This window comes from Chromobacterium sp. FG22 (assembly GCF_057809415.1).
In genome coordinates, this window is sequence record NZ_JBMDJX010000014.1 from 49,553 (window position 1) to 72,666 (window position 23,114).

The window sequence follows — 23,114 nt, forward strand, 5'->3', positions numbered from 1 at the left end:
CGCCCTGACGCGGCATAACATTAAAAACCGGAACTTCGCGTGGACAAGATAAGCATTGTAGCCATTCTGATGGGCCTGACCGCCATTATCGCGGGGCAGGCGCTGGAGGGCGGCAACATCGGCTCCCTGATGCAGCTGACCGCCTTCATGATCGTCATCGGCGGCACCGTCAGCGCGGTGATGCTGCAAAGCACGCCCAAGCAATTCGCCGCCGGCGTGCGCATGCTCAAATGGATCTTCCAGCCGCCGGTGCTGGATCACGACAAGATGATCCGCGAAGTCATCAACTGGAGCCAGACCGCGCGCAAGGGCGGCCTGCTGGCGCTGGAAGGCTACATCAATCTGCAAAAAGACCCCTTCATCAAGAAAGCGCTGCAAATGCTGGTGGACGGCGCGGAGCCTGACACCCTGCGCTCGGTGATGGACGTGGAGATCTCCATGTTCGAACACGCGCGCAAACAGGCGGCGCGCATCTGGGAATCCGCCGGCGGCTACGCGCCGACCATGGGCATTCTGGGCGCGGTGCTGGGCCTGATCCACGTGATGGAAAACCTGTCCGACCCATCCAAGCTGGGCGCAGGCATCGCCGTCGCCTTCGTCGCCACCGTCTACGGCGTCGGCTCCGCCAACCTGTTGTTCCTGCCCATTGCCAACAAGCTCAAACACCTGATCGCCTCGGAAGTCGCCTTGAAAGAGCTGGTGGTGGAAGGCCTGGTCTCCATCGCCAACGGCGAAAACCCGCGCATCATCGAAAGCCGTCTCAAGGGCTTCCTGGCGATGCACGAGTAAAAAGCGCGCGCCCGGCGCGCGCTTTCCCGCCAGCGGCCTAAGACCCTGTTCAATGTCTGCTGCGCTTCAGCGATACAGCGTTGAAAACAAGCTCAAAATGCTCATGTGCCACGTGCACATTCCGCTTTTTCGCTCGTTTTCGCCTTGTCTCGCCCTTGCTCGCGAGACTTTGAACAGGCTCTAAGCGGCCGCCTTCCTCCTCTCCACACTCCCCCTCCCCGTCGTCGTTTTTTGAAAGACAGGCCCCGCCTTTTTCGCTGCAATGGTCGGCGCGGCCAGACCCCTGGCCCGAAACCAAAGCAGCGCCCGCGCGCCGGCCCAGCGCCACAGCGAGGGAAAGCCCTTCTCCATCCCCTATTCCGCCTGGAACAGCAGATGAAAATATCGAGTCCGATATCCATCAAAACAATCTACGAACAATTGCTTCAACAGCCGGCGGCCAAGCAAGGCAAAGCCCAAGACCTGAGATTCGGCCTGAGCAAAAGCGGCGCCCTGGTGGTGTACAACAGCCGGCTGCACAGCCTGCTGCACCCGGATCAGACCAAACGCGCCAAGGCCTTCGTCCGGCAGCTCTGCCAGGACCCAAACGCGCAAGCCAATCTTTACCACGCCAAAAAGGCCTTGATCAGCCAAAGCCGCGTCGTGCACGACCACGCCAAATACGGCGATCCCACGGCGAACTTCAGGCAGGACGTCAGACAAAACAAAACCGTCACCACCTCCTCGCCTCAAGAAAAGCTCTTGTTCGAGCGGGATAAATCGCAAGTGTTGTCCGGCAGCGTCGCTCCGCTGATCGGCAAGGGCGTGCTTTCCGTCGAAGGCGGCGCCCAGGCCTCCGCTCCGGCCGGCGTCGTCGACTGCGTCCGCCACGACCGGGAGGGCGATAAAAAAGGCGGCGACGCCGTCTCCTCCGACTTCATCCAGTACTCTCACGGCGGCCAGGCCAAAGCCAAGGAGCTGATTCCCGGCACGCCGATCGGCAACTATTACAATAAATTCCAGTTCGGCGACACGCTGCGGCTGATCGAAATCGGCAACGGCCTGCAAGGCACGGTGGGGGTGAAGTTCGACACCGGCGCGCTACGGGACGGCGATTGCTGCCTGTTCAACTCCGGCGCGCTCTCCGGCTGCACCATGGTCTACGCGCTGAAAGCAGGAATGCTTTACGCCTATCACGCCGGCACCGTGAAAAACGGCGACGGAGAATGGGAGACGGCGACCGACGGCGCGCGCTCCATTGTGGACGCCCATAGACGGCTATGCGGCGACCAAGCTCCGCCAGACCGTCCGGTCGGCAATAACCGCGAACTGGCCGCCTTTCTTCGCGATCACTTCGATCACGCGATGATGGTCTACAGCGGCAAGGGGGAAACGCCGGATCTAGCGGACAGCGGCCATGTCCACCACTTTGACTACAACAAGACGCCGCTGGGGCAAGAGCTGGCCAGCGTCGGCAACGCGTTGGCGCTGCTCAAGAAGACCGGCGACAGCCTGAGCCTTGAGTTCCTGGGCGACAGCATGCGGATCAATCACAACTGCGGCGTTCATTCACAGGACGCCGAAATTTACGCGGTCGACATGAGTCGGCTTTGAGCCCACGGCCAATCAGCTACGCGCCGCCGCTACTGGAAAAACTGCTGTAGGTAATCGACGAAAGCCCGGACCTTGCCCGGCACGTGCCGCCGCGCCGGGTACACCGCCGACAAGTCCAGGCAGTGCCAGTCGTAATCGCTGAACAGCGGCACCAACGTGCCGTCCGCCAGGCCCTGTTCCACCAGAAAACGCGGCTGCAGGATCACCCCCATGCCGTGGACGGCGGCGTCCGTCAGGATGTCGCCGTTGTTGGCGCGCAGCATGCCCTTGACCTTGACCCGGCCGCTGCTGCCGTCCGGCGCGGTGAAATCCCATAGATTGGGCTGCGCGGTCAGCGCGTACAGCAGACACTGATGCTCGGCCAGATCCGCCGGCGTCGCCGGCGTGCCGCAGCGTTGCAGATAGCTGGGCGCGGCGACGACCAGATCCCGTATCCGCGCCAACCGGCGCGCCACCAGGGAAGAGTCGGACAGATTCGACACCCGCAGCCCCAGATCGAAGCCCTCCTCCACCAAGTCCACCCGCCTATCGTTCAAGTTCAGCTCCACTTCGATCTGCGGGTACTGCAGATGAAAGCCCGCCACCGCGCGCCCCAGATAACGCATGCCGAAGGACACCGGCGCCGACACTCGCAAACGCCCCACCGGACTGCTGGCGCCGTGCGATAAACGCGCGTCCAGATCGTCAAGCTCGGCCAGCAGGCCGCCGGCCTGCCCCAGATAGGTCTCGCCCGCCTCGGTCAGCGACAAACGCCGCGTGGTGCGATGCATGAGCCGCACGCCCAGACGCCCTTCCAGACTGGACACCAGCTTGGTCACCATCGCCCGCGACAGCTCCAGCCGCTCGGCGGCGGCGGCGAAACTGCCCAGCTCCGCCACGCAGACGAAGGCGCGGATTTCCGAAAAGCGGTCCATGATCATTTCCTATTGGTAAACAATATTTTTATTAATAGCGGATTTATTGAGTTTTCTCTACATGGTCAAATGCACTCCATCGCAAACTTGATTGGAACCCACCATGAACCGCTTCCAGAACCCCGCCCTCGGCACCCTGATCCTGCGCCTGTCGCTGGGCCTGATGTATCTGTCCCACGGCCTGCTCAAGCTGCTGGTGTTCACACCGGCCGGCACCGCCGGCTACTTCGCCAGCCTGGGCCTGCCCGGCTTCGTCGGCTACCTGGCCATCCTGGCCGAAGTCGGCGGCGGCCTGCTGCTGCTGTCCGGCTTCTTCGCCCGCTGGGTGGCGCTGGCGCTGACCCCGCTGCTGCTCGGCACCATCGTGCTGGTGCACGGCGCCCACGGCTGGATGTTCGCCAACGAAGGCGGCGGCTGGGAATACCCGGCCTTCCTGATCGCCGGATCGCTGGCCCTGTTCTTCCTCGGCGACAACAAGCGCCAGGCCTGAAACAACGGCGCCTGACCGCCTCCAAGACGGCGGCCCTCTCGAGAGGCCGCCGTTTTTCATTTCGCGCATAACAAAAATGCAACAGCCGCCCGGCCGCGGGCCCCGCCGCCAAGACGCTCGCATTTCCACGCCAAACCCATCCCCGTCGCAGCCCGCCTCGTCCCTCCGCCATCGTCTCCGCGCGAACTAGTGCAAATACGTGAATTCCTACTTGCGCAATTTCTTGATTGCCATCAAGCTGCACCGTTATTTCGATGTAGTTAAACTACAATATTGGCATCATATCGCCAGCTGGACAGTAAGCGTCTGTACTGTTGCCGCGCGATGGATGCCGCAGCGCCATCGAATCAAGACAGGCCTTTCCGTACGGTGTACCCTATCCGGCACGCCACGCGGAACCGCTCATGAAGAAGCAGGCCGACGCTCGTAATAAAACAACTGATAAATTCCCGATCTGAGGAGTTACATATGAGCACACCCTTGCCAAGACTGAAGATCCTCGCCCCCCTCTCCGGGTGGCTGGTCGCCCTGGACACCGTCCCGGATCCGGTGTTCGCCGGCAAGATGGTGGGAGACGGCATCTCGCTGGACCCCACCTCCTGCAGTCTGCTCGCGCCGGTGTCCGGCGTCGTCAGCAATCTCCATTCCGCGCACCACGCGCTCACCATCACCTCGCCCGAAGGCGTGGAAGTGATGGTGCACATCGGCATCGACACCGTGATGCTCAAAGGCCAGGGCTTCCAGCCGCTGGTGGAACAAGGACAACGCGTCAGCGCCGGCCAGGCGCTGATCGACTTCAATCTGGACATGGTGGCGCGCAACGCGCAGAGCCTGCTGACCCAGATCATCATCACCAACGGCGACGAAACCGTCAGCGCCATGCACCGCGCCAGCGGCTTGGCCGAAGCCGGCAAGACCGCGGTGCTGGAGTTGGAGCTGGCCGGCGCGGCCGCCGCCGCCGCGCCCGCGGCCGGCGGCGCCAAGCTGCTGTCCCCGGAAATAGAAATCACCAACCCCGCCGGCCTGCACGCCCGGCCGGCCGCGGTCTTCGCCAGCAAGGCGAAAAGCTTCCAGGCCGACATCCACCTGCTGCTGGACGAGCAGTCCGCCAACGCCAAATCCGTGGTCGGCGTGATGGGCCTGTCCACCCGCAACGGCGACAAGGTGCGCATCGAAGCCGTCGGCGCGGACGCCGAACAGGCGCTGGCCGAGCTGACCCAGCTGCTGCTGGACCGCTGCGGCGAAGCCGAAGACGAAGCGCCGGCCGCGCCCGCGCCCATCGCCGCCGTCGCCCAACAACAGGAAAGCGCCGAGCTGCTGGTCGGCGTCGGCGCCTCTCCCGGCCTGGCCATCGGCCGCGTCTATCATCACCGGCTGCAGGAATTCGACGTGCCGGAATTCGGCCAGGGCGCCAGCCTGGAACAGCAACACTTCGCCCGCGCCACCGAAGAAGCCGCTCAGCAGATCGACGCGGTCAAGAGCCAGCTGACCGACAAGGCCAAGCAGGCCATCCTGTCCATGCACCAGGAACTGCTGCAAGACCCGGACCTGCTGGCGCAGACCTACGCCGGCCTGGCCGACGGCAAATCCGCCGCCTGGTCCTGGCGCGCCGCCTTCAGTTCCTACTCCGCGCGGCTGGAAGCGCAAGACAACGCGCTGCTGCGCGAACGCGCCAACGACATCCGCGACGTGGGCCGCCGCGTGCTGGCGCTGCTGGCCGGCGTCAAGCAGGCCAGCCTGGACGTGCCTGCCGGCTCCATCCTGATCGCGGAAGACCTGACCCCGTCCGACACCGCCGCGCTGGACCCCAACAAGGTGCTGGGCTTCTGTACCCGCACCGGCGGCGCCACCAGCCATGTGGCCATCCTGGCGCGTTCTCTGGGCATCCCGGCGATCTGCGGCATCTCCCAGGCCGCGCTGGCCCTGCCCGATAGCGAACAAGTCATCATCGACGGCGGCCGCGGCACGCTGCGCATCGCGCCGAACGCCGAACAGCTGGCCACCGCCGAGGCGGAGATCGCGCAGATCGCGGAGCGCCGCGCCGCCGAGGCGGCGATGTCGCAGCGGGAAGCCCGCACCAGCGACGGCGTCCGCATCGAAGTGGTGGTCAATATCCGCAACGCCGCCGACGCGCGCGAAGCGGTGGCCAAGGGCGCCGAGGGCGTGGGCCTGCTGCGTTCGGAGTTTCTGTTCGACAACCGCGACACCCCGCCCAGCGAGCAGGAACAGGCGGAGGAATACTGCGCGGTGGCCCGCGCGCTGGGCAAGGAGCGCCCGCTGGTGGTGCGCACCCTGGACGTGGGCGGCGACAAGCCGCTGTCCTACCTGCCGCTGCCCAAGGAGGACAACCCCTTCCTCGGCCTGCGCGGCATCCGCGTCAGCCTGGAGCGCCCGGACCTGCTGCGCACCCAGTTGCGCGCCATCCTGCAAGCCGCGCCGCTGACCCGCTTGCACATCATGTTCCCCATGGTGGCCTCGCTGGACGAACTGCGCGCCGCCAAGGCCGTGCTGGCCGAAGAGCAGGCCGCCAGCGGCCAGCATGACGTCAAGGTGGGCATCATGGTGGAAGTGCCGTCCGCCGCCGTCATGGCCGCGCGCTTCGCGCCGGAAGTGGACTTCTTCTCCATCGGCACCAACGACCTGACCCAGTACGTGCTGGCGATGGACCGCGGCCACCCGCAACTGGCCAAGCAGGCCGACGCGCTGCATCCGGCGGTGCTGGCGATGATCGCAATGACTTGTAACGGCGCCCGCGCCCACGGCAAGTGGGTGGGCATCTGCGGCGGCCTCGCCTCCGACGAGCGCGCCGCGCCGCTGCTGGTGGGCATGGGGGTCAGCGAGCTGTCGGTCAGCACGCCGGCGCTGGCCGCGGTCAAGGCCACGCTGTCGCGCTGGAGCGCGGCGGAGTGCGAGGTTCTGGCGCAACAAGCGCTGGCCCTGTCCACGGCGAGCGAAGTCCGCGAACACCTGAACGCGCAAGCCCGATAAACGAGACTCTCCGGCCATCCGGAGCGATGTAGGGCGGCGAGTGCGCCGCCCGCTATTTCCTACGCTGTTGAGCAAGGAATGAACCACCATGTTTAGTCAATCATTCGCATTTCTGCAAAAGATCGGCAAAGCGCTGATGCTGCCGGTGGCCGTGCTGCCGGTGGCCGGCCTGCTGCTGGGCATAGGCGCCACCGATTTCCACACCCAGAACACCATCGCGCTGGCCATCCTGTCGCTGATGAAGAACTCCGGCGACGTGATCTTCGGCAATCTGCCGCTGATCTTCGCCGTCGGCGTGGCGCTGGGCTTTACCGAAAACGACGGCGTGGCGGCGATCGCCGCCGTGATCGGCCACCTGGTCACCACCGTCACCCTGGGGGTGATGGCCGGCCTGATGGGGGTCAAGCCCGACACCATCATGGGCCTGCCGTCCATCCAGACCGGCGTGTTCGGCGGCATTCTCGCCGGCGGCCTGGCGGCCTATATGTTCAACCGCTTCTACCGGATCAAGCTGCCCGAATACCTGGGCTTCTTCGCCGGCAAGCGCTTTGTGCCCATCATCACCGCCATCAGCGCCATCGCGCTGGGCGTGGCGCTGTCCTTCATCTGGCCGCCGATAGGCAACGGCATCAAGAGCTTCTCGCAGTGGGCCGCGGTCAGCGATCCGCGCACCGCCGCCACCGTCTACGGCCTCGTAGAACGGCTGCTGCTGCCCTTCGGCCTGCACCATATCTGGAACGTGCCCTTCTTCTTTGAAATCGGCGCCTTCCCGGACGCGATCAGCGGCAAGATGATACACGGCGACATCAACCGCTTCTTCGCCGGCGATCCGACCGCGGGCATCCTGTCCGGCGCCTTCCTGTTCAAAATGTTCGGCCTGCCGGCCGCGGCCATCGCCATCTGGCATTCGGCCAAGCCGGAGAACCGCGTCAAGGTGGGCGGCATCATGATTTCCGCCGCGCTGACCTCCTTTTTGACCGGCATCACCGAGCCCATCGAATTCTCCTTCCTGTTCGTGGCGCCGGTGCTCTACCTCCTCCACGCCTGCCTGGCGGCGTCGGCGCAGTTCATCGCCAACACCCTGGACATGCACATGGGCTTCACCTTCTCCCAGGGCGGCATCGATTTCCTGATGTTCAACCTGATCGGCGACAAGGCCAAGCACGCCTGGTACGTGTTCATCCTCGGCCCGATCTACGCGGCCATCTACTACGGGGTGTTCCGCTTCGTCATCGCCAAGTTCAACCTGAAAACCCCGGGTCGCGAGGACGAGAGCGCCGACGCCGGCGCGGCGGTCAGCGAAGACGCGCGCGCGCGCGAACTGGTTCTGGCCTTTGGCGGCCGCAGCAACATCAGCAGCCTGGACGCCTGCATCACCCGCCTGCGCATCGCGGTGCGGGAGCCGGCCAAGGTCAACCAAGCCAAGCTCAAGAGCATGGGCGCGTCAGGCGTGGTGGTGGTGGGCAACGGCATCCAGGCCATCTTCGGCCCGCAGTCGGAAAACCTGAAAACCGATATGGAAATCTATCTGCGCGGCGCGGGCGCGGACGCCGAAATCGACGCCCCGGCCAGCGCGCCGGCTCCGGCGGCGCAAGCGGCGACGCCGACGCCCGCAGCGGATCAAGGCCAGGCCGCGGCGCTGCGCCAGGCGCTGGGCGGCGCGGCCAATCTGGCCAAGGTGGAAGCCATCGCCCATACCCGCTTGCGCGTGGAGCTGAAGCAGGGCTCGCTGCTCAATCAGGACGCGGCCCGAGCGGCCGGCGTGGCGGCGATGCTGGAAGTGGCGCCCGGCGTCTGGCATTTGATCGTCGGCGATCAAGCCGCCGGCCTGGCTCAAGCGCTTCAAGGCTGAGCGAACCGAAACGATCCGCACCACGTAAAAACGCCAGCGCAAGCGCTGGCGTTTTTTATTGGCGGGGCCCGTCTCGGCTATAAGGCGAACAACTCGCGCAGATGGCGCGCCACGCCGGCTTCGCGGTTGCTGCCGATGCGCGGCACATCCGGCAGTTGCTCGGCCAGCCGCGCCTGGGCGTTGCCCATCATCCGCGGGTGGCCGGCGGTGCGCAGCAGTTCAATATCGTTCTGACCGTCGCCAAAGGCCAGGCAATGCGCCTTGTCCAGGCCCAGATCCGACAACACCAGCTCCAGCGCGTGGCCCTTGGATACCCCGGGCGCCATCACCTCCAGGCAATCGTCGGCCGAGAAAGTAATGTACAGCTCATCGCCGAAGGCCTGGTGCAGCTTGCGCTCCACCTCCAGCAAATACGCGTGCTCGCCGATGTAGAGCACCTTGCCGACGCCCTCGCCGCCGTGCCCGGCCAGATCGGCCAATTGATAGCGCAGGCCGGAATCGGCGTGGAAATTGAGTAGATACTGGCAGGGTTGGTCGATCAGCCAGGCGTCGTCCAGATAGAAATTCAGCACCGTGCCGGCGGCGAACTCCGGCTGCGCCAGCCGGCGCACCAAGACGGGATCGATATCCTGGCGATGCACCAGCTTGTCGTCGGGATCATGCACCCGCGCGCCGTTGGACGTGATCAGGTGAGCGCGGATGCCCAGCGCCTGGCGTATGCCCTGCACGTCCAGATAATGACGGCCGGTGGCGATGGCGAAACGCACGCCGCGCGCCTGCAGGGCCTGCAAGGTGCTGGCGGTGAAATCGTCCACCGCGTGATTGGGGTCCAGCAAGGTGCCATCCAGATCGGATGCGATGAAGTGATACACCATCAAACTCCCGCGACAACAGAAGCGCACAGTATACGCCCGCCCGGCGGCGCTGCCCATCAATGCGAGCGAGCGCTTTCTGGTCCGAACCGGGATCAGCCGGGCGCGCTCTCCCCGCCGAACTGCTCATAGGCCTGCAAGGCCTCCGCCGCCGTCATCAAGGAAGGACCGCCGCCCATATAGACGGCCACTTGCAGCATCTCCATGAATTCGGCGCGGCTGCAGCCCAGTTCCACCGCCGCCTTGGCATGGAAGGCCAGACAGCCGTGGCAGCGGTTGGCGATGCCTATGGCCAGCGCGATCAGTTCCTTGGTCCGGTTCGACAAGGCGCCGTCCGCGTGAGCGGCCCGGCTCATCTGGCCGAAGCCTTTCATCGTTTCCGGGATTTCCTTGCGCAGCTTGCTCAACTCCGCGCCCAGTTCCGCACTCAAATCAGGGTAATGAAGGCTCATGCTCGTCTCCTTAACATAACAATATATATTATATTTAATCATATATTGAAAGATGAAAGCAAGCCGCAATGCAAAAAGCCGAACTCATCGAGTTCGGCTTTTCAGGCAGCTGGTGACCAGCCGCCATGGACGGCATGTAAAACGCCTCCGCCGCCCACTCGGCCTAAATCCCCTCCCTGCCCGACAAGGCCAGCAAACGCTCCTTGCGGGTTTTGCGCATGCCCACCAAGCTGATGACGATCCACAACACTTGCGCCAGCAATGAAGCCAAGTTGAAGGCGTAACACAGCGAGATCAGCAGCAGCATCGCGCCAATCAGATTGAAGCCGCTATAGCTGTAGTCGCTCAAGTCCACCAGCCTCCATTGCAGCAGGCTGTAGGCCAGGAGATAGAAAAACACCCCGATCAGCCCTATCCAGTCATACCACATCATCGCTCACCATCCTTGCGGTGTTCCGCCTTATTGGACCTGACGAGGCACCCATTCGTCCCATTCCCGCCGTTGCAGCAATTGCTCCCCCTCCCAAGCGCTTTGCTCTGCCTGAATGCGAAAATGATGGGCATCCGCCGTCAGCCTCAACTCGCTCTCCACCCTGACCCGCCAATCACCGCGGCCGGCGCTATAGCTCCACTTCACCACCCCGCTGGCCGATAAAGGCTGCTCGGGCCGGATACGGTAAATTTCCTCGCAGCTTTGCGCCACTTCCAAACCATGGTCGTCAAAGCGATAGTGGCCGAAGTCGTCGCGAATCTCGGTGCGCACCTCGCCGCTCATCGCGTCCTCGATGATTTCGCGGCTGCTGGCGGGAGAGCGCAAATAACTCAGCGCCAGCGGCGGCGCGCCTTCCGGCTCGGCAAAGGGCTGCGCCACCACGGTGCTCAGATCATGCACCGGCAGGCTGAGCGTGGCGCCGGCCAGGTCCAATGTCAGCCGGGCATGATCCGCTGCCGGCCAGATCAGCGGGAAGTAAGCGCTGGAGACGCTCAAGCGCAGCCGATGGCCCGCCGGCAGACGGTAGCCGCAATCATCCAGTTGCAGCCGGATATCCATCCACTCGTCCGGCCTGACCGCCCGCCGCTGTTGATAACCGTCGCGCAGCGCCAGGTTCAGCACCCCGTAACTGATGCGGGTGACCGCGCCATCCGGCGCCACATCGTTGAGCCGCACCGCCAGTTGACCGCTGGGGCTGTCGCACTTCAGCCGCAGCCGCAGCGTCGGCGCGCCCAACAGCGGCAGCTCCCGCTCCAACGCAGGGCTGTCGAACACCAGCGAGCCGGCGTCGTCGCGACGCTGATCCAGCGGGAACTCCGGCCCCAGCCAGATCACGCAGTATTCGCCGCAGGCGGCGCCGGTGGTCAGCGGCGAACGAATCGCGGCCTCCCCCTCGCTGGCCATGTCCGGCCGCAGCTCGCCCGCGGCGTTCAGCCCCCACTCCCTTCGCTGAACATGCGGGCTGGGCCAGGCCGGGTCGCGCAGCCAGACGCCCGGACGTGCGGCATAACTGGCCCGCGGCGGCGCCGCGTCTTGCAGATACAGGGTGACCGGGTCTTCCGCCATGATGCCGGTGTCGATATCCTTCAGCCAGTAGTCCCACCAGCGCAGCGCTTCCTGCAAAAAACCGATCGCCGGATCCGGTACTGCGAAGTGCGGATACTTATGGGCCCACGGACCGATCAGCGCTTTTTTCGGGCAGCTCAGATGCCGCATCATCCGGCCGACGGCGTTGTGATAGGCGTCTCCCCAACCGCCCACCGCGTAAACGGCGGCCTTGATGCTGCTGTAATCGGCGCAGATGGAACCATGCCGCCAATAGTCGTCGTCGGTCTGATGGCTCAGCCAGGTTTTGAGCAACATAGGCATCCGCTCCAAGCGTTGCAGCCAACGCTCCCGCCAGGCCTCGCCCACCAACAGCGGATCGGGCGCGGCGGCGCAATAGCTGAACATGGTGCCGGCCCAGCCCAGGTTTTCCAGCAATAGCGCACCGCCCTTATAGTGGATGTCGTCGGCGTAGCGATGGTCGGTGGAGCATAGCGTGATGATGGCCTTCAAGGCCTCCGGTTGGCGGGCCGCCACTTGCAGGCTATTGAAGCCGCCCCAGGAGATGCCCATCATGCCGACCTTGCCGCTGCACCATGCTTGCGCGGCGATCCAGGCAATCACCTCCAGCGCATCGTCCTGTTCCTGTTGCAGGTATTCATCGACGAAGTCGCCATCGGACTCGCCGCAGCCCCTCATGTCCACCCTAAGACATGCATAACCGTGGCCGGCGAAGTACGGGTGAGTCAGTTGGTCGCGCACAGCCGTGCCGTCGCGCTTGCGGTAAGGCAGGTATTCCAGAATCGCCGGCACCGGGCTGGCTTCGGCGTCCATCGGCAGCCACATCCGCGCGGCCAATTGGCAGCCGTCAGCCAGCGTGATGGTGAAGTGCTCCACTTCGCGAATGGCCCGCGGCAGCTGAGTGACGGTTTTCATGATCGCGTCTCCTTGACGACTACGGGCGCGTCGGAAGGCGGACATGTCAGCTTGCCGGAACGCACCAAGGCGATAAGCGACAGCATGCAGCCCATGATGATGAGCAAGGCCGGCAAACCACCTAGATTGGACATCATTTTGACGCCATCGACGCCGCCGGCGTAACTGGTCATCACCCAAGACACCACGCCGATCACCCCGCCCCACACCACTTTCATGCCCATGCCCGCTTTTTCGGCGCTGTCTGAGGAAAAACCGGCGGTGCACAGATTGCTGATAGCGTCGGTATTGCTGTCCGCCGCAGTGACATAGTTGAGGAAGGCGATGAACACCACCATGGCCACCATCAGTTCGCTCAAGGGCATCTGGCGGATGATGGTGTACAGCACATTCTCCACGCCCTGGCTCTCCAGCACGCCTTTGAGCAGGCCGGCCTGGCCCAAATCAATGGATAGGGCCGTTCCGCTGAAAATCATGATCCACAGCGCGGTGAAGCCGGCCGGCAGCAGCAAATTCATCACGATCACCTCCCGCACGGTGTAACCGCGGGAGATCTTGCCCAGAAACATGGCGCTGATCGGCGCCCAGGCAAACCATACCGCCCAATAGAAGATGGTCCAGGAGCCCGCCCAACCATCCTGGCTGGCCGCGCCGGTGGACAGGCTTAACCGAAAGAACTGGTTCAAATAGTTGCCAAACGACTCCAGGCCAAACGCCAGGATGAAAGTAGTCGGCCCAAAAATCAGCAAAAACCCGGCCAGCCCCAGCAAAACCCAGGTATTGACGCTGGACAACCAGCTCAGCCCGCGTTGCAAGCCGCTGAGCGCCGAGCAGACAAAGGTCACGACAATGCAGGCAATCACCAGGCCGATGCTGAACGGGCTGGCAGGCAGGGGCAGATACTGGTTGATGCCGCCCACCAGCGCCAAGGCGCCGGTGCCCAGGCTGGACGCCATGCCGGCCACCAGAGAGTACAAAGCCAGGGCGTCGATCAATTGCCCGCTGCGGCCCCCCACCCAGCGTCCCAGCAAGGGCCGCAACATGCTGCCTACCGAGAACGGCAGCTTGAGGTTGTAAAACACCAAGCCGAACAGCAGGGCCGGCACGGTGTAAATGGCGTAAGGGGTGAATGTCCAGTGCAGAAACATGGCCGACATGGCAAAACTGGCGGCCTCGGCGCTACCGGCGCGCAGGCCATACGCCGCCGGCGGGTAGTACAGGTGGTAGATCGGCTCGGCCGAGGTCCAGAACAGCACCCCAACCGCCATCGTGGTCATCAAGGTGACGGCGAACCAGCGCTTGCGACCCAACAAGGGCAAGGCGTCCGCACCGCCGATGCGCAGCTTGCCTATCGGCGAGCAGTAGACCCAGACACAGGTCAACAACAGGCTGAAACTGGCTAGGCTGAATAGCCAGGAAAAGTGGCCCAGTATCCATTTATTGGCTGCGCCGGCCAGACGGAGGAAGACCGACAGGTCAAGATAGCTGAGCAGCAAGGCCGCCAACAGCAGCAAAAAGGTGGGCCAGAATACCAGGGGCCGGATGCGATGATGGCTACGCATGGTTTGTCTCCTTGATGGAGCCTGCCGCCGCTGTCGCCCCTGGGGCGGCGGTTCTGATGCCGGCGCGGCTTGCAGGCAAGCCTGGGCTATTACCCAGGCCAAACCAGTGTCGGCGATAAACCCAAGCCGGGACAAACGATAGTTTTAGATAGATTTATGTTTTCAGCTCATCAATCAAGCCGTGTGATCGCCATCTTGCAGGCGTGAGGCCACCATCCGATGTCACCGCCGCATCACCGCCAGCGAGGCCAGCCAATCCGCGAACAATCTGGTGGCCGGCTTGGGCCGCCTCCGTTCCGGCAGCAACAAGTAAAAAGCGCCGCTCATCGTCACCTTGGCGTCCGACGCCATCACCAGCGCTCCGCTGGCCAGATAGCTGTCGATCAGATGCCCCCAGGCCAGCGCCACCCCCTGCCCGGCCAGCGCCGCCTGCACTGCCAAATGGTGGTTGGTCACGCTCAATTGTCTGGCGGCCGGTCTCCAGGCGATGTTTTGGGCGGCAAACCACTGCGGCCAGTTGAACCAGTCGCGCTGACCGCCATCCATGGTGATCAGCGTCTCGTCCAACAAAGCCGCTGGCTGGGCCGGACCGGCCGGCAAATAGCCCGGGCTGCAAACCGCGTACATGTGCTCATCGAACAAGGCCACCGCATCGGCGTCCTTGGGAGGCTGACGGAAATAGTAAACGCCGAGGTCGAATTCGAATGCCTGCAGCTCTTGAATATTATCATTGGCCAGAATGCGGATTGAGAGGTCGGGCTGAGCTTGGCGGAAGGCGGAGAGATTGGGCATGAGCCACAAGGAGGCGAGCGCGGTGGAACAGGCCACCGTCACCTGCTTGTCTTGCTGCCAATGCATCAGACTGGCGGTGGCGCCGGCCAATTGCTCCAGGGCGGAGCGGACTTCGCTCAGGTATTGTTCGCCGGCCGGAGTCAATTCCACCTTGCGGGTGCCCCGCTGCAGCAATTTGCACCCCAGATAGTCTTCCAGTAACTGCAGCTGACGGCTGACCGCGCCTTGCGACAGATTCAGTTCACCGGCGGCCTGGGTAAAACTGGAGAGCCGGGCCACAGCTTCAAAAGCGATCAGGGTATAAAGAGGCGGCAGCGGTTTCATGGCCTCATTATGGCACGCCCCCCAAAACCGGCGACAGGACAGACGTCCGCCGCCGCAATGCAAAAAGCCGAACTCAACGAGTTCGGCTTTTCAGGTATCTGGTGGCCAGTCGCGGAATCGAACCACGGACACGCGGATTTTCAATCCGCTGCTCTACCAACTGAGCTAACTGGCCATCACTGCTGCGCTGTCGCGCCGTCAGAGCCACGCATTTAATCAGAGGACGAATTCAGAGTCAAGGAATAATTGCAAAAAAACGAACCGCGGCGGCGCGGGAAAAGCAGGCGGGCGGGCCCTCTGAAACGACCGGCCCGCCGGATCAAAGACTTAGATCGCATCCGGCTGACGGGATGGATGCGCGTCGGCGAAAGCCGGCAGTTGCTCCAGCGCGTCCGCAACGCGGACGATGTGCGGATACGCGCTCAGGTCCAGGCCGAAACGCCGGGCGCTGAACACCTGCGGCAACAGGCAGACATCGGCCAGCGTCGGCTGCTCGCCCGCCGCGTAACGGCTGGGCGATTCCGCCAGCGCTTGCTCCAGCGCGTCGAAGCCGGTGCGAATCCAGTGCCGTATCCACGCCGCCTTGCCCTCTTCGTCCTTGCCGTACTCGGTCTGAAGATACTTGCCGACTCGAGTGTTCTGCAAGGGATGGATGTCGGCGGCGATGGCCAGGGCCAGCGCGCGGACCCGCGCCCGCGCCGCCGGAGCGGACGGCAACAGCCGCGGCGCATCCGGATAGGCCTCGTCCAGGTATTCGCAAATGGCCAGGGACTGCGCGATCTTGACCCCGCCGTCGTCCAGCAACGGCACCAGCCCCTGCGGATTGATGGCCAGATACTCGGGGCTGCGCTGCTCGCCCTTGAGCAGATTGACCGCTTGATAGCGGTAATCCAGCCCCTTGAGATTCAGCGCGATGCGCACCCGGTAAGCGGCGCTGGAACGGAAATAACCGTAGAGCACGCGCTCAACCATGTTTCACCACCGTCTGCTCGATGGCGCCGAAGACGCTGGCGCCGGCGGCGTCCTTCATCTCGATGCGCACGCGGTCGCCCACCTTCATGAACGGAGTCGTCGGCGCGCCGCTCTCTATGGTTTCTATCATCCGCTGTTCCGCCAGGCAGCAGGAGCCGACGCTGCGGTCGTGATTGGACACGGTGCCGGAGCCGATGATGGAGCCGGCGGCCAGCTCGCGGGTCTTGGCCACGTGCGCCACCAGTTGCGGGAAGCTGAACTGCATTTCCACGCCGGCGTTGGGACGGCCGTAAGGCGCGCCGTTGTATTCCACCAGCAGCGGCAGATGCGCCTTGCCGTCGCGCCAGGCGGCGCCCAATTCGTCCGGGCTCACCGCCACCGGCGAGAAAGCCGTGGCCGGCTTGCTCTGGAAGAAGCCGAAGCCCTTGGCCAGCTCGTTGGGGATCAGATTGCGCAGGCTGACGTCGTTGACCAGCATCAGCAGGCGGATCTGGCCCGCGCAGGCGTCGGCGTCCGCGCCCAGCGGCACGTCGCCGGTGATCACCGCCACCTCGCCCTCGAAGTCCAGGCCCCAGGCCTCGTCGCGCAGCGGGATGGGCGCCAGCGGCGGCAGGAAGGCGTCGGAGCCGCCCTGGTACATCAGCGGGTCATGGTAAAAGCTGGCCGGCACCTCGGCGCCGCGCGCCTTGCGCACCAGCTCGACATGATTCAGATAGGCGCTGCCGTCCGCCCATTGATAGGCGCGCGGCAGCGGGCTGTGGCAGCGCTCCGGCTCGAACGGGAAAGCGCCCGACACCTCGCCCGCGTTCAGCGCGGCGTAGACTTCCTGCAGCCGCGGCGCCAGCGCGTCCCAGCCGTCCAGCGCCTGTTGCAGACTGGCGGCGATCTGCGGCACCGCCACCGCACGGGACAGGTCGCGGCTGACGACCAACAACTGGCCGTCTCGGGTTTGATTCTGATATGTGGCGAGTTTCATCTTCTATTCTTTCTGCAGCTGGGCAGCTGAAATTCCAGTGATACGGGTATGACATGAAAGCTTCGTTTGAGGAGCATTTCGTCGCGAGCGGGCTGAGGTCGAAACGAGAAGCGCAGCGGTACAAATGGTACCGCGAACATCACAGTTTCGAGATCAGCCTGCGCAGTAGAAATGAACTCAAACAATCAGGGCTTGGGTTTCCAGCTGTCCACATACTGGGTCCACTCCACCGCCGGCATCTGCGGCCCCTGCTCCAAGGCGTCCCGCGTGTCTATCATCACCGCCACTTCGTCGGTGAAGGTCTTGGGCTCCGTCATCGCCTTGGCGAAGGCCTTGGGATGCGGCCCGTGAGTGAAGCCCGCCGGGTGGAAGGTCAGCATGCCGGGCTTGATGTTGTCGCGGCTGAAGAAGTCGCCGGCGTGATAGAAGATCACTTCGTCGTAATCGTCGTTGTTGTGATAGAACGGGACCTTCAAAGCGCCGGGATCGGATTCGATCGGCCGCGGCACGAAGGTGCAGATCACAAAGCCGTCGGCGACGAAGGTGGTGTGCGCCGATGGCGGCAGATGGTAGCGATGGCTCATCAGCGGCCGGATGTCGCGCCAGTTGATGCGGGCGACGGAATGATTGCCGTGCCAGCCTATCGCGTCCAGCGGATTGAACGGGTAAGTCACGGTGGACAGCGCGCCGCGGCGCTTGATCACCACTTGCCACTCGTCCTCGGTCTGCTGCGCGCGGAAGGCGTCGTCGATGGACGGCACGTCCAGCATCGCCTCGTCGAAGATGGCGTGCGGTCCCACCAGGCCCTTGTCCGGCAATTGGTAGGCGCCGTTGCTGGCTTCGATCAACAGCATGGTGGTGGGCGCGGCCGGTTCGATGCGCCAGCTGGTGGAGCGCGGCATCAGAATGTAGTCGCCGTCGCGGTAGCTCAGGTGGCCGTAATCGCAGAACAGCTCGCCGCTGCCGGCGTGGATGAACAGCATGTCGTCGCCGTCGCCGTTGCGGAACAGCTGGGTCATCGCCTGATCCACGCTCCAGATGCGCAGCTTGCATTGCGCGTTGTGCAGCACCAGCGGCGCGGCCCAGGGCGCGGCGACGCTCTTGGGCAGTTCGTTCAGATCAAAGGCGCGCGGGCGCAACGGGCCTTCCCAGGCGCTCCAGCCGGTGGGCGGATGCTTGTGGTGCAAATGAGTGGCGGGACCGAAAAAACCGCTGCGGCCCACTTCGCGCTCATAGATGGCCGTGTCCGGGAAATCGGCGTGGGCCTGGCGCGAGACGGTGCCTTCGCGGTGGGGGTACTGAATCCATTTACGCATGGTGTGTCCTTCAATCCCGCCGCCTGGGCGGCGGGATGGCATCGATGAACTGCGGGCTTTAGATGACGCCGCGGCGGATCTGGTCCTCTTCGATCGACTCGAACAGGGCGCGGAAGTTGCCCTCGCCAAAGCCCTCGTTGCCCTTGCGCTGGATGATCTCGAAGAAGATCGGCCCGATCACGGTCTCGGTGAAGATCTGCAGCAGGATGCCGGCGCCGTCCACCGGCGCGCCGTCCACCAGGATGTGGTTTTTGTGCAGGCGCGCCAGGTCTTCGCCATGGCCCGGCACCCGCTCGTCCACTTTTTCATAATAGGTGTCCGGGGTGTCGAGGAAGCGGGTGCCGGCGGCTTTCAGCGTTTCCACGGTGCGGTAGATGTCGCGGGTGGTCAGCGCGATGTGCTGGATGCCCTCGCCGTGGTATTCACGCAGGAATTCCTCGATCTGGCTCTTGTCGTCGGAGGATTCGTTGATCGGGATGCGGATTTTGCCGCAGGGGCTGGTCATCGCCTGGGACACCAGGCCGGTGAGCTTGCCCTCGATGTCGAAGTAACGAATTTCGCGGAAGTTGGCGATATCGGTGTAGAAACCCGCCCACTTGGCCATATTGCCGCGGAACACATTGTGGGTCAGGTGATCGATCTCATACAGGCCCACGCCTTGCGGATGCTGGTCTACGCCGTCCAGCGGCTGGAAGTCCACATCGTAGATGCTGTGTTCCGGACCGTAGCGATCGACGAAATACAGTGCCGAGCCGCCAATCCCCTCCACCGCCGGAATATTCAGCTCCATGAAGCCGATCGGGCGCTCGTATTTCTTGGCGCCCTGGGCCAGCGCGTATTCATAGGCCTTGGCCGCGTCCTTGACGCGCCACGCCATCGCACAAGCCGACGGGCCGTGCTCGTGGCCGAAATCGTTGGCCGGCTGCGACGACTCGCCGTTCAAGATGAAATTGATGTCGCCCTGGCGGAACAGGCTGACGTTCTTGCTGCGGTGGCGCGCCACTTCGCTGAAACCCAGCGACAGAAACAAGGCCTTCAGTTTGGCCAGGCCTTCGGCGCTGGGCGCGGTGTATTCGACAAATTCAAAGCCGTCGGTGGCCAGGGGGTTTTGCAGTATGGTTTCCATTTTCATCTGTTTCTCCTGTTGTAGATGAGTGTGCGGCCGCTGGGCGGCGAGCGGAGCGTGGCGCCGCTCTGAACCGGCGACTTGATCTGGTATTCCGCGCAACAAGCTTGTTTATAAACAAGTAACAGTAGCTTTTGATGACATGTCTTGTGATAGTCTTGTCATGACATGTTGTAAAAAGCCCTGTGCAACGCATTTGGCTTCGCGTGGAAAAGTCGGAAGGGAAAAGACTGAATGAGGAGAAAGGCGCTTGCCGCGCGCTGGTTTGACTTGCCGCGACGAACGACAAGCTTCTCCTCAGAATGTGAATCTTATCTCCGCCGTCTTATTCACTCGACAAACCCCGGTGCTTTTTTAGCGCCGTGTGTAGAATGCGTTTTTAGGCTTTTTATTCTATGGAAACTACGGGGCAATTTTCTTGCTAAATACCAAGAAACCAGTAATAACTAAGTATAAAACACTAATATTTTGCCTCTTTTAGGAGAAAACATGCCAAGTCTTACATTAGATAAGACAGACTTGCGTATTCTGGCCGAACTGCAACACGACGGCCGCTTAACCAATGTGGAATTAGCAGAACGGGTGGCCCTGTCTCCATCCCCATGCCTGCGTCGCCTAAAGCAGCTGGAGGAATCCGGCGTGATCCGCCAATACGTGGCGCTGCTGGACCCGGCCCGCATCGGCCTGGGCCTGCAAGCCTGGGTCAGAGTCACGCTGGAGAAACGCGGCAACGCGCATCTGCAAAGCTTCATCGAATCGGTGCAAAGCTGGCAGGAGGTCATCAATTGCTTTGCGATGACCGGCGAGATGGATTATCTGCTGCAGGTGTACTTCGAGGACATGGAGCACTTTTCGCGCTTCGTGATGGACGAGCTATTGCAACACCCCGGTGTCGCGGATGTGAAGTCCAGCTTCGTGCTCAAGGAGATCAAGCGGACCACCTCGCTGCCGCTCGGCCAGCTGCGTGGTCTTTAAGGCGGCGCGGCCCCGAACCGCATACGGATTTGAAAAAGAACGGCCCGGAATACCGGGCCGTTTTGCATGGGAACGCGTCCCGATTCACAAACCTAGCCGCTGCCAAATGGTGGACACCAAGCCGGCCTGATTCAGCGTGTAGAAGTGCAGACCCGGCGCGCCGTGCTGCAATAAGCGATCGCACAACTCGGTCACCACGTCCAGGCCCAGTGCGCGGATGGACGCGCTGTCGTCGTAATAGGCCTGCATGCGCTGGCGCAGCCAACGCGGCACTTCCGCGCCGCACATGTCGGAAAAACGACACAGTTGCCCGAAATTGGAGATCGGCATGATGCCCGGCACGATGGGAATATTCACTCCCCGGCCCTGAACCTCGTCGACGAAGCGGAAATAGGCGTCGGCGTTGAAAAAGTACTGGGTCATCGCCGAATTGGCTCCGGCGTGGACCTTGCGCACAAAGTTGCCGATGTCGTCCTCGGCCGAGCGCGCCTGCGGATGGAACTCCGGATAGGCGGCCACCTCGATGTGGAAATGGTCACCGTGCTCGGCGCGAATGAATTCGACCAACTCGTTGGCGTAGCGGAATTCGCCGGCCGCCACCATGCCGGACGGGATGTCGCCGCGCAGCGCGACGATGTGGCGGATGCCGTTGTTGCGGTATTCCTTGAGGATGGCGCCGATATTCTCGCGGGTGGAGCCGATGCAGGACAGGTGCGGCGCGGCGGCGTGGCCTTCGCTGCGGATTTCCAGCACCGTCGCCAGCGTGCCGTCGCGGGTGGTGCCGCCGGCGCCGAAGGTGACGGAAAAGAACTGCGGCTTGAACTGGGCCAGCTGCTGGCGCGTGGTGCGCAGCTTGGCGATGCCTTCCGGCGTCTTGGGCGGAAAGAATTCGAAACTGAAGGTTCGGCTCTGTGCTGTCATGATCTCTCTGCATCTCCCTGCGGGAGACTCCTTTGTTTTTATAGGTTGGCCGCGATCCGCAGCAGCGGACAAGAAAAAACGGACAGCACCATTCTAATAGCCCTGTCCGTTTTTCTATCGTTATAAAAATCAATAACGATAGTGATCCGGCTTATATGGACCTTGCTTGGGCACGCTGATGTAGGCGGCCTGTTCGTCGGACAGCTCGGTCAGCCTGGCGCCGATGCGGCCCAAGTGCAGGCGCGCCACCTTCTCGTCCAGATGCTTGGGCAAGACATACACCTGTTTGCCGTATTGCAGGCCGTTAGCGAAGATTTCCACCTGAGCCAGCACCTGGTTGGTGAAGGAGTTGGACATCACAAAGCTGGGGTGGCCGGTGGCGCAACCCAGATTGACCAGCCGCCCCTCGGCCAACAGGATCACTCGCTTGCCGTCAGGGAAAATGATGTGGTCCACCTGCGGCTTGATATTGTCCCACTGGTACTGGCGCAGGCTGGCGACTTCGATCTCGCTGTCGAAATGGCCGATATTGCAGACGATGGCGTTGTTGCGCATCTTCTTCATATGTTCGTGGGTGATCACGCCGACATTGCCGGTGGCGGTGACGAAGATATCGGCCTGGTCGGCCACTTCGTCCATGCGCACCACGCGATAGCCTTCCATCGCCGCCTGCAACGCGCAGATCGGGTCCACTTCGGTCACCCACACCGTGGCGCCCAGGCCGCGCAAGCTCTGCGCGCAGCCCTTGCCCACGTCGCCGTAGCCCAACACCACCGCCACCTTGCCGGCCACCATCACGTCGGTGGCGCGCTTGATGCCGTCCACCAGCGATTCGCGGCAGCCGTAGAGGTTGTCGAACTTGGACTTGGTCACCGAGTCGTTGACGTTGAAGGCCGGGAACGGCAAACGCCCCTCCTTCTCCAGCTGATAGAGCCGGTGCACGCCGGTGGTGGTTTCCTCGGTCACGCCCTTGATGTGCTTGAGCCGCTTGGAATACCACTGCGGGTCTTTTTCCAGATAACGGGCGATGGCGGCGAACAGCGCGGTCTCTTCCTCGTTGGACGGGTGGCTGATCGCGCCGCGATCGCTTTCCGCCTTGCTGCCCAGCATCAGCAGCAAGGTGGCGTCGCCGCCGTCGTCCAGAATCATATTGGCGGGCTCCTGCTCCGGCCATTCGAAGATTTTGTGACTGAACTCCCAGTATTCGTCCAGGCTCTCGCCCTTGAAGGCGAATACCGGAATGCCGGCCGCGGCGATGGCGGCGGCGGCGTGGTCCTGGGTGGAGAAGATATTGCAAGAGGCCCAGCGCACTTCCGCGCCCAGCGCCACCAGGGTCTCGATCAAGACCCCGGTCTGGATCGTCATGTGCAGACTGCCGGCGATGCGCGCGCCGCGCAGCGGCTGGCTGTGCCGGTGCTCATCGCGCAAGGCCATCAGGCCCGGCATTTCTGTTTCGGCAATCGCCAGTTCCTTGCGGCCCCAGGCGGACAGATTGATATCGGCAACATGAAAATCGGTGAAATCAGCCATCGCGAGCATTCCTTAGTTCACGCAGCCGGCCAGGATGCGGCTCACCCGCTCCCGTGCCCGGCACGGTTTTGATCAGGTGAGCGCCGTTGAAACGGGAGCGGCCCGAGCCTGGGGATGGATCATCCTCGCAGCGCCCCTCGGGCCGACCGGCCGCCGGCGGCGTGGACACGCGGACGGCGACGTTTCGATTATACCTA

The 23,114-nt window shown here is 63.2% G+C and carries 19 protein-coding genes, 1 tRNA gene and 1 riboswitch; of the genes, 6 read left to right on the top strand and 14 right to left on the bottom strand.

Annotated features, from left to right (window positions below):
* Positions 1–39: 39 nt before the first annotated feature.
* Together ACODSD_RS14770 and ACODSD_RS14775 are read left to right on the top strand one after the other, a co-directional pair.
* Positions 40–789: a flagellar motor protein gene (locus tag ACODSD_RS14770; RefSeq protein ID WP_081545394.1), complete on the top strand. Its 750-nt coding sequence runs from the start codon at positions 40–42 to the stop codon at positions 787–789.
* A gap of 375 nt (positions 790–1,164) precedes the next feature.
* On the top strand, positions 1,165–2,382 hold the full coding sequence (locus ACODSD_RS14775; protein WP_227104724.1) for a cytotoxic necrotizing factor Rho-activating domain-containing protein: 1,218 nt from the start codon (positions 1,165–1,167) through the stop codon (positions 2,380–2,382).
* 29 nt (positions 2,383–2,411) lie between these two features.
* Here ACODSD_RS14775 and ACODSD_RS14780 read toward each other — a convergent pair whose 3' ends face one another.
* Positions 2,412–3,296 (bottom strand): LysR family transcriptional regulator, encoded by an 885-nt coding sequence (locus tag ACODSD_RS14780; RefSeq protein ID WP_253314536.1) that lies wholly within the window; start codon positions 3,294–3,296, stop codon positions 2,412–2,414.
* 103 nt (positions 3,297–3,399) lie between these two features.
* Here ACODSD_RS14780 and ACODSD_RS14785 point away from each other — a divergent pair, with 103 nt between their 5' ends.
* The 3 genes from ACODSD_RS14785 to ptsG all read left to right on the top strand — a co-directional run bounded on the left by ACODSD_RS14785 (position 3,400) and on the right by ptsG (position 8,626).
* Entirely contained in the window at positions 3,400–3,786 is a 387-nt protein-coding gene (locus ACODSD_RS14785; protein ID WP_019103721.1) for a DoxX family protein, read from the top strand.
* A 468-nt stretch (positions 3,787–4,254) separates the two neighbouring features.
* Entirely contained in the window at positions 4,255–6,774 is a 2,520-nt protein-coding gene (gene ptsP, locus ACODSD_RS14790) for a phosphoenolpyruvate--protein phosphotransferase (protein WP_488877689.1), read from the top strand.
* Positions 6,775–6,862: 88 nt separating this feature from the next.
* Positions 6,863–8,626, top strand: a complete 1,764-nt coding sequence (gene ptsG, locus ACODSD_RS14795; protein ID WP_253314537.1) for a PTS glucose transporter subunit IIBC — start codon at positions 6,863–6,865, stop codon at positions 8,624–8,626.
* A gap of 77 nt (positions 8,627–8,703) precedes the next feature.
* Here ptsG and ACODSD_RS14800 read toward each other — a convergent pair whose 3' ends face one another.
* From ACODSD_RS14800 to hppD, 11 genes are all read right to left on the bottom strand, one after another.
* Positions 8,704–9,501, bottom strand: a complete 798-nt coding sequence (locus tag ACODSD_RS14800) for a Cof-type HAD-IIB family hydrolase (protein WP_227104730.1) — start codon at positions 9,499–9,501, stop codon at positions 8,704–8,706.
* A 92-nt stretch (positions 9,502–9,593) separates the two neighbouring features.
* Positions 9,594–9,950 (bottom strand): carboxymuconolactone decarboxylase family protein, encoded by a 357-nt coding sequence (locus ACODSD_RS14805; protein WP_488877690.1) that lies wholly within the window; start codon positions 9,948–9,950, stop codon positions 9,594–9,596.
* Positions 9,951–10,113: 163 nt separating this feature from the next.
* Complete coding sequence (locus ACODSD_RS14810; RefSeq protein WP_107800380.1) at positions 10,114–10,383, bottom strand: CBU_0592 family membrane protein; 270 nt, start codon at positions 10,381–10,383, stop codon at positions 10,114–10,116.
* Positions 10,384–10,410: 27 nt separating this feature from the next.
* On the bottom strand, positions 10,411–12,423 hold the full coding sequence (locus tag ACODSD_RS14815) for a CocE/NonD family hydrolase (RefSeq protein WP_488877691.1): 2,013 nt from the start codon (positions 12,421–12,423) through the stop codon (positions 10,411–10,413).
* A complete protein-coding gene (locus ACODSD_RS14820; protein WP_107800382.1) occupies positions 12,420–13,985 on the bottom strand; it encodes a BCCT family transporter in 1,566 nt (521 codons plus the stop codon). The genes ACODSD_RS14815 and ACODSD_RS14820 overlap by 4 nt, the downstream gene beginning before the upstream one ends.
* Before the next feature lie 222 nt (positions 13,986–14,207).
* Entirely contained in the window at positions 14,208–15,101 is an 894-nt protein-coding gene (locus tag ACODSD_RS14825; RefSeq protein ID WP_107800383.1) for a LysR substrate-binding domain-containing protein, read from the bottom strand.
* A 99-nt stretch (positions 15,102–15,200) separates the two neighbouring features.
* Positions 15,201–15,276, bottom strand: a tRNA-Phe gene (locus ACODSD_RS14830).
* Between the two features lie 152 nt (positions 15,277–15,428).
* Entirely contained in the window at positions 15,429–16,073 is a 645-nt protein-coding gene (gene maiA / locus ACODSD_RS14835) for a maleylacetoacetate isomerase (protein ID WP_227104737.1), read from the bottom strand.
* A complete protein-coding gene (locus tag ACODSD_RS14840) occupies positions 16,066–17,049 on the bottom strand; it encodes a fumarylacetoacetate hydrolase family protein (RefSeq protein ID WP_488877692.1) in 984 nt (327 codons plus the stop codon). Before ACODSD_RS14840 ends, maiA begins: the two co-directional genes overlap by 8 nt.
* Before the next feature lie 185 nt (positions 17,050–17,234).
* Positions 17,235–18,365 carry a homogentisate 1,2-dioxygenase gene (locus ACODSD_RS14845; RefSeq protein ID WP_253314542.1) on the bottom strand — a complete coding sequence of 377 codons (1,131 nt, stop codon included), beginning with the start codon at positions 18,363–18,365 and terminating at the stop codon, positions 17,235–17,237.
* A gap of 58 nt (positions 18,366–18,423) precedes the next feature.
* A complete protein-coding gene (gene hppD, locus ACODSD_RS14850; protein ID WP_488877693.1) occupies positions 18,424–19,497 on the bottom strand; it encodes a 4-hydroxyphenylpyruvate dioxygenase in 1,074 nt (357 codons plus the stop codon).
* Between the two features lie 483 nt (positions 19,498–19,980).
* Between hppD and ACODSD_RS14855 the strand changes: the two genes are divergently transcribed.
* A complete protein-coding gene (locus tag ACODSD_RS14855; RefSeq protein ID WP_107800388.1) occupies positions 19,981–20,466 on the top strand; it encodes an Lrp/AsnC family transcriptional regulator in 486 nt (161 codons plus the stop codon).
* Between the two features lie 84 nt (positions 20,467–20,550).
* Here the strand turns inward: ACODSD_RS14855 and metF are convergent, their stop codons facing one another.
* Together metF and ahcY are read right to left on the bottom strand one after the other, a co-directional pair.
* Positions 20,551–21,387 (bottom strand): methylenetetrahydrofolate reductase [NAD(P)H], encoded by an 837-nt coding sequence (gene metF / locus ACODSD_RS14860; protein WP_107800389.1) that lies wholly within the window; start codon positions 21,385–21,387, stop codon positions 20,551–20,553.
* Positions 21,388–21,516: 129 nt separating this feature from the next.
* Entirely contained in the window at positions 21,517–22,926 is a 1,410-nt protein-coding gene (gene ahcY / locus ACODSD_RS14865; protein ID WP_199225919.1) for an adenosylhomocysteinase, read from the bottom strand.
* Positions 22,927–22,988: 62 nt separating this feature from the next.
* Positions 22,989–23,062, bottom strand: a riboswitch (S-adenosyl-L-homocysteine riboswitch).
* Between the last annotated feature and the right edge of the window lie 52 nt (positions 23,063–23,114).

Bases quoted from the DNA above. Each gene is read 5' to 3' on its own strand.
- ACODSD_RS14775 (WP_227104724.1), top strand. From the start codon at position 1,165: ATGAAAATATCGAGTCCGATATCCATCAAAACAATCTACGAACAATTG.
- ACODSD_RS14780 (WP_253314536.1), bottom strand. From the start codon at position 3,296: ATGGACCGCTTTTCGGAAATCCGCGCCTTCGTCTGCGTGGCGGAGCTG.
- ACODSD_RS14785 (WP_019103721.1), top strand. From the start codon at position 3,400: ATGAACCGCTTCCAGAACCCCGCCCTCGGCACCCTGATCCTGCGCCTG.
- ptsP (WP_488877689.1), top strand. From the start codon at position 4,255: ATGAGCACACCCTTGCCAAGACTGAAGATCCTCGCCCCCCTCTCCGGG.
- ptsG (WP_253314537.1), top strand. From the start codon at position 6,863: ATGTTTAGTCAATCATTCGCATTTCTGCAAAAGATCGGCAAAGCGCTG.
- ACODSD_RS14800 (WP_227104730.1), bottom strand. From the start codon at position 9,501: ATGGTGTATCACTTCATCGCATCCGATCTGGATGGCACCTTGCTGGAC.
- ACODSD_RS14805 (WP_488877690.1), bottom strand. From the start codon at position 9,950: ATGAGCCTTCATTACCCTGATTTGAGTGCGGAACTGGGCGCGGAGTTG.
- ACODSD_RS14810 (WP_107800380.1), bottom strand. From the start codon at position 10,383: ATGATGTGGTATGACTGGATAGGGCTGATCGGGGTGTTTTTCTATCTC.
- ACODSD_RS14815 (WP_488877691.1), bottom strand. From the start codon at position 12,423: ATGAAAACCGTCACTCAGCTGCCGCGGGCCATTCGCGAAGTGGAGCAC.
- ACODSD_RS14820 (WP_107800382.1), bottom strand. From the start codon at position 13,985: ATGCGTAGCCATCATCGCATCCGGCCCCTGGTATTCTGGCCCACCTTT.
- ACODSD_RS14825 (WP_107800383.1), bottom strand. From the start codon at position 15,101: ATGAAACCGCTGCCGCCTCTTTATACCCTGATCGCTTTTGAAGCTGTG.
- maiA (WP_227104737.1), bottom strand. From the start codon at position 16,073: ATGGTTGAGCGCGTGCTCTACGGTTATTTCCGTTCCAGCGCCGCTTAC.
- ACODSD_RS14840 (WP_488877692.1), bottom strand. From the start codon at position 17,049: ATGAAACTCGCCACATATCAGAATCAAACCCGAGACGGCCAGTTGTTG.
- ACODSD_RS14845 (WP_253314542.1), bottom strand. From the start codon at position 18,365: ATGCGTAAATGGATTCAGTACCCCCACCGCGAAGGCACCGTCTCGCGC.
- hppD (WP_488877693.1), bottom strand. From the start codon at position 19,497: ATGAAAATGGAAACCATACTGCAAAACCCCCTGGCCACCGACGGCTTT.
- ACODSD_RS14855 (WP_107800388.1), top strand. From the start codon at position 19,981: ATGCCAAGTCTTACATTAGATAAGACAGACTTGCGTATTCTGGCCGAA.
- metF (WP_107800389.1), bottom strand. From the start codon at position 21,387: ATGACAGCACAGAGCCGAACCTTCAGTTTCGAATTCTTTCCGCCCAAG.
- ahcY (WP_199225919.1), bottom strand. From the start codon at position 22,926: ATGCTCGCGATGGCTGATTTCACCGATTTTCATGTTGCCGATATCAAT.